The organism is Cyanobium sp. N5-Cardenillas (genome assembly GCF_024345515.1).
GTDB lineage: Bacteria > Cyanobacteriota > Cyanobacteriia > PCC-6307 > Cyanobiaceae > Cyanobium.
Window position 1 is genome coordinate 1 of the sequence record NZ_JAGQBG010000182.1, and the last position, 6,536, is coordinate 6,536.

The 6,536-nt window shown below is 70.4% G+C and carries 7 protein-coding genes; 2 read left to right on the forward strand and 5 right to left on the reverse strand.

Translation table 11 applies throughout. The annotated features are described in order from the left end of the window. Positions 1-376, forward strand: a 376-nt coding sequence (locus KBZ04_RS13135) for a sigma factor-like helix-turn-helix DNA-binding protein (RefSeq protein ID WP_315860120.1), incomplete at its 5' end; no start/stop codon positions are given. Positions 377-409: 33 nt separating this feature from the next. Here the strand turns inward: KBZ04_RS13135 and KBZ04_RS13140 are convergent. Beyond that, positions 410-700, reverse strand: coding sequence for an RNA recognition motif domain-containing protein (locus KBZ04_RS13140; RefSeq protein ID WP_254992355.1), 291 nt, complete (start codon positions 698-700; stop codon positions 410-412). Between the two features lie 138 nt (positions 701-838). Here KBZ04_RS13140 and KBZ04_RS13145 point away from each other — a divergent pair, with 138 nt between their 5' ends. Next, positions 839-1,084, forward strand: a complete 246-nt coding sequence (locus KBZ04_RS13145; protein WP_254992356.1) for a hypothetical protein — start codon at positions 839-841, stop codon at positions 1,082-1,084. Positions 1,085-1,094: 10 nt separating this feature from the next. Here KBZ04_RS13145 and KBZ04_RS13150 read toward each other — a convergent pair whose 3' ends face one another. From KBZ04_RS13150 to KBZ04_RS13165, 4 genes are all read right to left on the reverse strand, one after another. Next, the gene (locus KBZ04_RS13150; RefSeq protein ID WP_254992357.1) at positions 1,095-1,274 is read right to left on the reverse strand and encodes a hypothetical protein; all 180 of its coding nucleotides are present in this window, start codon (positions 1,272-1,274) and stop codon (positions 1,095-1,097) included. A gap of 73 nt (positions 1,275-1,347) precedes the next feature. Beyond that, a complete protein-coding gene (locus KBZ04_RS13155; protein WP_261351114.1) occupies positions 1,348-1,827 on the reverse strand; it encodes a hypothetical protein in 480 nt (159 codons plus the stop codon). A 61-nt stretch (positions 1,828-1,888) separates the two neighbouring features. Further along, positions 1,889-4,792 carry a DUF2339 domain-containing protein gene (locus KBZ04_RS13160; RefSeq protein ID WP_254992359.1) on the reverse strand — a complete coding sequence of 968 codons (2,904 nt, stop codon included), beginning with the start codon at positions 4,790-4,792 and terminating at the stop codon, positions 1,889-1,891. Positions 4,793-4,859: 67 nt separating this feature from the next. After that, positions 4,860-6,524, reverse strand: coding sequence for an ABC1 kinase family protein (locus KBZ04_RS13165; protein WP_254992360.1), 1,665 nt, complete (start codon positions 6,522-6,524; stop codon positions 4,860-4,862). Positions 6,525-6,536 lie beyond the last annotated feature (12 nt).

Here is a 6,536-nt window from a genome sequence, read left to right on the forward strand (position 1 = left end):
GGTGGAACTCCCCGAAGAGGAAGTGAAGGATCTGCTCTGCCGCGCCCGCCAGCCGGTGAGCCTGGAGACGAAGGTGGGCGACGGCGAGGACACCGAACTGCTGGATCTGCTGGCCGGTGACGACCTGCTGCCGTCCGAGCTGGTGGATGGCGAGTGCCTCAAAGGGGACCTGCGGGCCCTGCTGGAGCAGCTGCCGGACCTGCAGGGCCGCGTGCTGAAGATGCGCTACGGCATCGACGGCGAGGAGCCGATGAGCCTCACCGGCATCGCCCGCACCCTTGGCATGAGCCGGGACAAGACCCGCAATCTGGAGCGGCGCGCCCTCGAAGGCATCCGCCACCACTCCCGCTCCCTGGAGGCCTACCTGGTGGCCTGAGTTCCCGGGGACTGCCGACGGCGTCGCCGGAGTTCAGTAGCGGGCGCGGCCGCCGCCGGCGCCACCGCCGCCACCACCACCGGTGCGGGGCTGGGCCTTGTTGACCCGGATCATCCGCCCCATCCACTCGACGTCCTGAAGGTCGTCGATAGCCTTGGTTTCATCGGCTTCATTGGCCATTTCAACGAAGGCGAAGCCGCGCTTGCGGCCGGTTTCCCGGTCGAGCGGCAGGCTGCAGTTACGCAGCTCTCCATACTGCGCAAACAGATGGTTGAGATCCTCCACCTCCGCATCGAAGGAGAGATTTCCAACGTAAATCGTCATGAACAGAGAAACAATTATGAACCGATTCGTCGAAAGCCCTTGCAGGACGTTGTCACTCGCCGAAGAGAAATCTTTGAATCACAAGAAGCGTACAGCCTGGTTGGGCTGGCAGGCTGGGGCCCTTGGGCAGGCCGAACGATGAAGGAGCAAGCCACCGCCATCGCCCTGGTGGCGCTCTGGGTGCTCGGCTGGGGGGTGGGCGGCTCGCTGATCGATGCCGGTCTCATCGGTGCCGGGGTCTACGACCTGGAAGGGGGCCAGGTGGGAACCCTGATCACCTTCCTGCTCTGGAGCCTGCTGTGGGGCGGCGTCGGCCTGAAACTGTGGCGCCGCAGGGGCTCAGGCGGCTCCGAGGACGGGAGCAACGGAACCGGAGCGCCCTGAACGCCCCGGTTTACTTGCGGATGCCGAGCAGCTGGGCGCCATAGTGCTCGCTGAATTCGGCCTGGTGCTGCCAGGCTGAGAGGAGGGTCTTGGCGACCGTGCGCAGTTCCTCGATGTCATTGCAGCTGTCGATGGCGCGGGAGTGAAGGGCGATCGAGAACTGGCGGTTGAGGGAAAGGGAGGCTTCCATGACCACGTGGCGATATTTCATTACGTTACGAGGTCTTGCCGGTGGGCGGGTGACGGCAACCCGCACTGGGAGATCAGAAGAACTGGTCGAAGTTGTCGAAGTCGACCGCCCGGAAGGTGCCGTCCTGCACCTGGGCCATCAGCCGCTCCAGCTGCACCCACAGCGCACCACCGGTGAGCAGCGACAGCACGAAGGCCACCAGCAGCGCCGCGCCGGCGGCGAAGCCGAACACCTGCAGGCTGGCGCCGATGAACAGCGTCACCCCGATCACCAGACCCGCGTAGGGCATGGTCGTCTCCAGGTTGGCGATCGGCAGCAGGGCCAACCGGTCCTGCTTCCAGCCCTCCAGCCGGTTCTGGATCATCTTGGCGAAGGTGAGCCCGCAGAGCACGGCCATGGCCAGGCCGATCCCGGCCAGCATGTAAGGCGGATAGGTGAGCGGGGCGTACTCCAGCAGGATCTCCAGGGCATCCAGATCGCCGAAATCGCCGCTGGCCTGGTCCAGCCCCGCCTGCTGCAGGGTCACCGGAGCAGTCGAGAGGGCAGCCAGCAGCTGGGTCACGGAAGGAATCAGGAGGCGATCGCGCCCGACCCTAGGCGCCGGTGCCGCCCCCTCAGCTGAATCGGCTGCGCAAGCGACGGACGATGGCGTTGAGGGCCAGCAGCAGCAGGCCCACGCCGATGAACACCAGGCCCCGCAGCCCCAGGTCCGCCTGGGCCATGTCGATGACCAGCATCCGCAGCAGGCAGGCCCCGAGGCCCACCAGGGCCACCAGCCGGAACTGGGGCTCCCGCAGCACCACGCCGAGCAGGTAAATGGCAAAGGCTTCGCCGGTCCACAGGAGCGTCAGCAGGGCGCGGTCATAACCGCTGGCCAGCACCAGGGCCACGGCCACGAACAGGGGGTAGTACAGCCAGAGGTTGCGGCGCTTGGCCACCCGCGCTCCGATCCAGACCAGAACCGGCCATCCACCCGGCTGGGCCAGCCGCTCGAGGTCGAGCCAGCGGTGGGAGGCCACGACGAAGGCCGTCTGCAGGGCGATCGCCACCACCCCGGCGGCCTGGGCGGCGCCGCTGAGCGGGGGGAAGGGGGACAGGCCGCCCCCAAGGGTGTGCATCAGCGCCAGCACCGACAGCCAGTAGGCCACCACGCCGTAGATCTGCAGGCGGATGGCGAACAGCCGCACCAGCGGCGGGCAGACCAGCACCAGGGCGAGCAGCGACCAGGCGACGGGGCGCCAGGGGGCACTGATCTCCCCCTGCAGGGTCAGCCCCACGCCCAGCAGGGCGCCCTCGAGGAAGCAGGGCTGCACCAGCTGCCAGATCCGCAGCCGCGCCAGGTCGGCTCCCGCCCGGAAGAACCAGCCGTGCAGACACACGGCGATCGCCAGCAGCTCGACCAGCCAGCGACCCCGCAGTTGCAGGGCCCCGAGCGTGACCAGCTCCTGGCTGGGCCCGATCACCAGCAGGTAGGCGACGCCGAAACCGGCCAGGTAGGCCAGGGACAGCACCAGGCCGGCCCGGACGGCCGCCCCCCGCAGGCGATGGGTGACCGCCAGGCTGCCGGCGGCCAGCAGCAGCCAGGCCACCCCCGGCAGCAGGGGCGAGATCGGCTCCAGCCACCACAGGGCCCCCAGACCCCCATCGATGCCCAGCAGGGCGAGGCCGAGGCACTGCTGGCGGCTGCCGCCTGCCGACAGCATCAACAGCAAGGCCAGCAGCCCCAGGGGCAGCAGGCGAGCCAGCAGAACCATCGCCGGCCAGGGGGCCTGGGCCAGCAGCGCCAGCCAGCCGAAGCCGTGGGTCGCCGCGATGGCAATGCTCACGCCCAGCAGCAGGCCCGGGGGGCGCCAGCGCCTGGCCGCCACCAGGAACGCCCCCATCACCGCCAGGCTCAGGGGGGAGCGCCAGTCCTGCGGCACCACCAGCCCCGTTCCCACGGCGATCAGGCCACCGGCCAGCCAGCCCAGCAGAGGCGGCACGGGCAGCGGCACGCCACGGCGCTGCAGCAGCACCTGCATCCCGGCCGTCAGGGCGGCCCCTCCGGTGAGCACGGCACCGGCCTGGAGCTGGGCCCCTGGATCGCGGCTCAGCAGCGCCGCCACCAGGCCCGTGATCGCCAGCAGCAGGCTCGCCGCCACGCTGAGCCACCAGCCGATGCGGCGCAGGGGCCCGGCGTCCTCCCGCACCGCCAGGCCCAGGAACAGCAGGCATTCCAGCAGCAGCACACCGGCCAGCAACGGCCCATCCGCGATCAGGGGCGCCAGGCTCAGCAGGGCAGCCAGCACCAGGATCTGCCCTGCCAGCGCGTCGCCCAGGGCCAGCCATCTGGGACCACGCCGCCGGGCGTTCCGCCCCAGCAGCAGGGCCCCGGCGGCACTGAGCGCCAGGGCCGTGGCCCGCGCTGCCGCCTCACGGGGATAGAGCAGCAGGGCGAGGCCGAGGCCGCCCCAGAGGCTCAGCATCAGGGCCACGGGCAGGGCCTGCAGCCGCGGTGGCGTGGCCCCCGGCCGGTGCAGCCGCAGCAATCCCAGGCCGAACACCAGCACCGCCGCCAGGGAGGCGCCGGTTGCCAGGGCGCCGGAGACGGCCAGCGTGGGGCCATTGGCCAGAAACCAGACGACCTGAAAGAGGCCATAGACCCAGCTCACCACCAGGCGGTGCCGCTGCCAGCGATGCCGCAGGGGCAGCTCGGAGCCGACCAGGGCGATGGCGGTGGCGATCGCCAGGGCCGGGCCTCCCTGGGGAGCGATCGCCAGGGGCACCAGGCTCACGGCCACGTGCAGCGAGGCGCTCGTGGCCGTGCGGGCGATGGCGGCCAGGCCGAGGTTGACGGCAACGCCTCCCGCCAGCAGGGCCAGGGCCTGGGCTGGGACCTCCACCCACTGCAGACCGAGTTGGGGCAAGCCACCGGCGGCGGCGCAGGCGAACAGGACCAGGGCGCCACCACCGCTGCGCAGGCCGTCGGTGAGATCGCGCCAGCGCTCCCGCCGGCCCCACAGCAGCGACGGCAGTGCCAGGAGCCCACCCACCAGCAGGGTGACCAGGAACCGTTCCCTGGCCTCCAGCCGCAACCCCGAATTGATGGCCACGAAGGTGACCCCGGCCACCACCACCAGCACGCCAAGGAGGCCGCTCCAGTTCTCCACCAGCAGCCGCTCGATCCGCTTCCAGGGACGGGCCGCGCCCCTGGCCGGCCGCAGCGGTGCCACGGGTACGGGGGCGTGGGTGGGCGCCACGGCGACATCCGAGGCCCTGGCTGGTGGCGGAGCTGGGGCCAACGCCGCGGGCTCCGACGCCGACTCCTCCGCCGGGGCGATTCCCGACTGGCCGGGCCAGGGTTCACCCGCCAGGCGCTTCTCCAGGGCCTCGCTCCAGAGCGAGAGGGCGAAGAATCGCTGGCTGAGGGAGGCTCTGTGCCGCTCAAGGCGCCTGAGGCGCCGCTCCAGGGACAGGGTCTGCAGGATCCACCCGGCCAGGAGCAGCAGGAGGGCGATGAGCAGCAGAGCCTCGGTCAAGGGGCCGCAGGTGGCAGGGTCGCGACCCAGCTTCGCCTGGCCCGGCGCTCAGCGCACCCGTGGGGCCTCAGGCGGCGAGGGGATTGAGGCGGGCCAGCAGGCCCGTGGCCAGCTTGCGGGCCGAGAAGGTGCGGCCCATCAGCCCGAGCAGCGCCTGGAGATCGTCGATGTGCAGGCGATCGTGGCTCACCAGGCTCAGCAGCAGCCGCTGGCGCAGGCTGGTGCCCTCCTTGCCCAGCAGCAGCCGCAGGCCGTCGCGGGCCACCGGCAGCAGATCGGTGGAGGTGGTGCCGTTCTCCACCACGGCCAGCAGGTTCTCCAGCCGCTCCACCCGCAGGCGCCCATCACGATCGAAGATCACCTCCAGCAGCTTCTCGCGCATCTCGGCGGTGTCGCCGGCCAGCAGGCGCCGGGCCACGTAGGGATAGGCCACACGGATGATGCGGAAATCGGGGTCGAGCCGCATCGCCAGGCCCTCCTGGCTCACCACGGCGCGGATGATCAGGGCGAAGCGGGCCGGCACCCGGAACGGGTAGTCGTACATCAGCTCCGAGAAGCGATCGGTGATCGCCTTGAAGTTGAAGCTGCCCACGTTCTCCCCCAGGGCACCACCGAGCACTTCCTCAAGCGCCGGCACGATCGGCCCCAGGGGGGTACTGGGGTTGAGGAAGCCGAGAACCACGAAGTCGCGGGCCAGGGCGTCGAAATCCCGGTTGATCAGATGCACCACCGCACCGGTGAGGGTGAGGCGGTCGGAGTCGCTGAGTGAGTCCATCATGCCGAAGTCGACATAGGCCACATGGCCCAGGCCGTTGGTCTTGCCCGGCAGGGCGAACAGGTTGCCTGGATGGGGATCGGCGTGGAAGTAGCCGAATTCGAGCAGCTGCTGCAGCCCGGCGATCACCCCGGTGCGGATCAGGGCCGCCGGATCCAGGTGGTGGGCTTCCAGCTCGCGGCGGCTCTGCAGCTTGGTGCCGTTGATCCAGGAGGTGGTCAGCACCCGGCGGCTGCTGAGGCTGCGCACCACCGCCGGAACGGTCACCTCGGGGTGGTCCTGGAACAGGGTGGCGAAGCGTTCGGCGTTGTCGGCCTCGCGCCGGTAATCGATCTCCTCGAACAGGGTGGAGCCGAACTCATCGATGATCGCCCCGAGGCCGAAGCCCAGATTCAGGGGCAGGAACGGGGCCGTCAGCACCGCCAGCGAGCGGATGATGACCAGGTCGCGGCGCAGGATGAAGGGCAGGTCAGGCCGCTGCACCTTCACGGCCACCCAGTGGCCCTCGGCCAGGCGGGCCCGGTACACCTGCCCCAGGCTGGCCGCCGCCATCGGGTAATCGGGGAACTCCTCATAGAGCTGGTGGGCAGGGGCCCCCAGTTCCTCCTCGATCAGCGCCAGGGCGACCGCGTGGGAGAAGGGGGGCAGATCGTCCTGGAGACGGGCCAGTTCCTCCAGCCAGTCGCGCCGCACCAGGTCGGGGCGGGTGGAGAGGGCCTGCCCCACCTTGATGAAGCAGGGCCCCAGGTCGTTGAGGGTTTCGAGGATGGCGCGGGCCAGCCGCTGCTGCACCCGGGCATCGGTGCTGTTCGACTGAACCGCCAGCCGCAGGGCCAGACCCGCCAGCCGCCAGATCACCACGATCAGCCGAGCCACCAGGACCCACGGCCGCAGCAGCAGCCAGCGCAGATCACCGTTGGGGTCGTAGGTGGGCGTGGGGGTGACGCCCTCAGCCAGTGTCCTGCCGCA

Coding starts and splice junctions, on each gene's coding strand:
- KBZ04_RS13140 (WP_254992355.1), bottom strand. CDS start 700: ATGACGATTTACGTTGGAAATCTCTCCTTCGATGCGGAGGTGGAGGAT.
- KBZ04_RS13145 (WP_254992356.1), top strand. CDS start 839: ATGAAGGAGCAAGCCACCGCCATCGCCCTGGTGGCGCTCTGGGTGCTC.
- KBZ04_RS13150 (WP_254992357.1), bottom strand. CDS start 1,274: ATGGAAGCCTCCCTTTCCCTCAACCGCCAGTTCTCGATCGCCCTTCAC.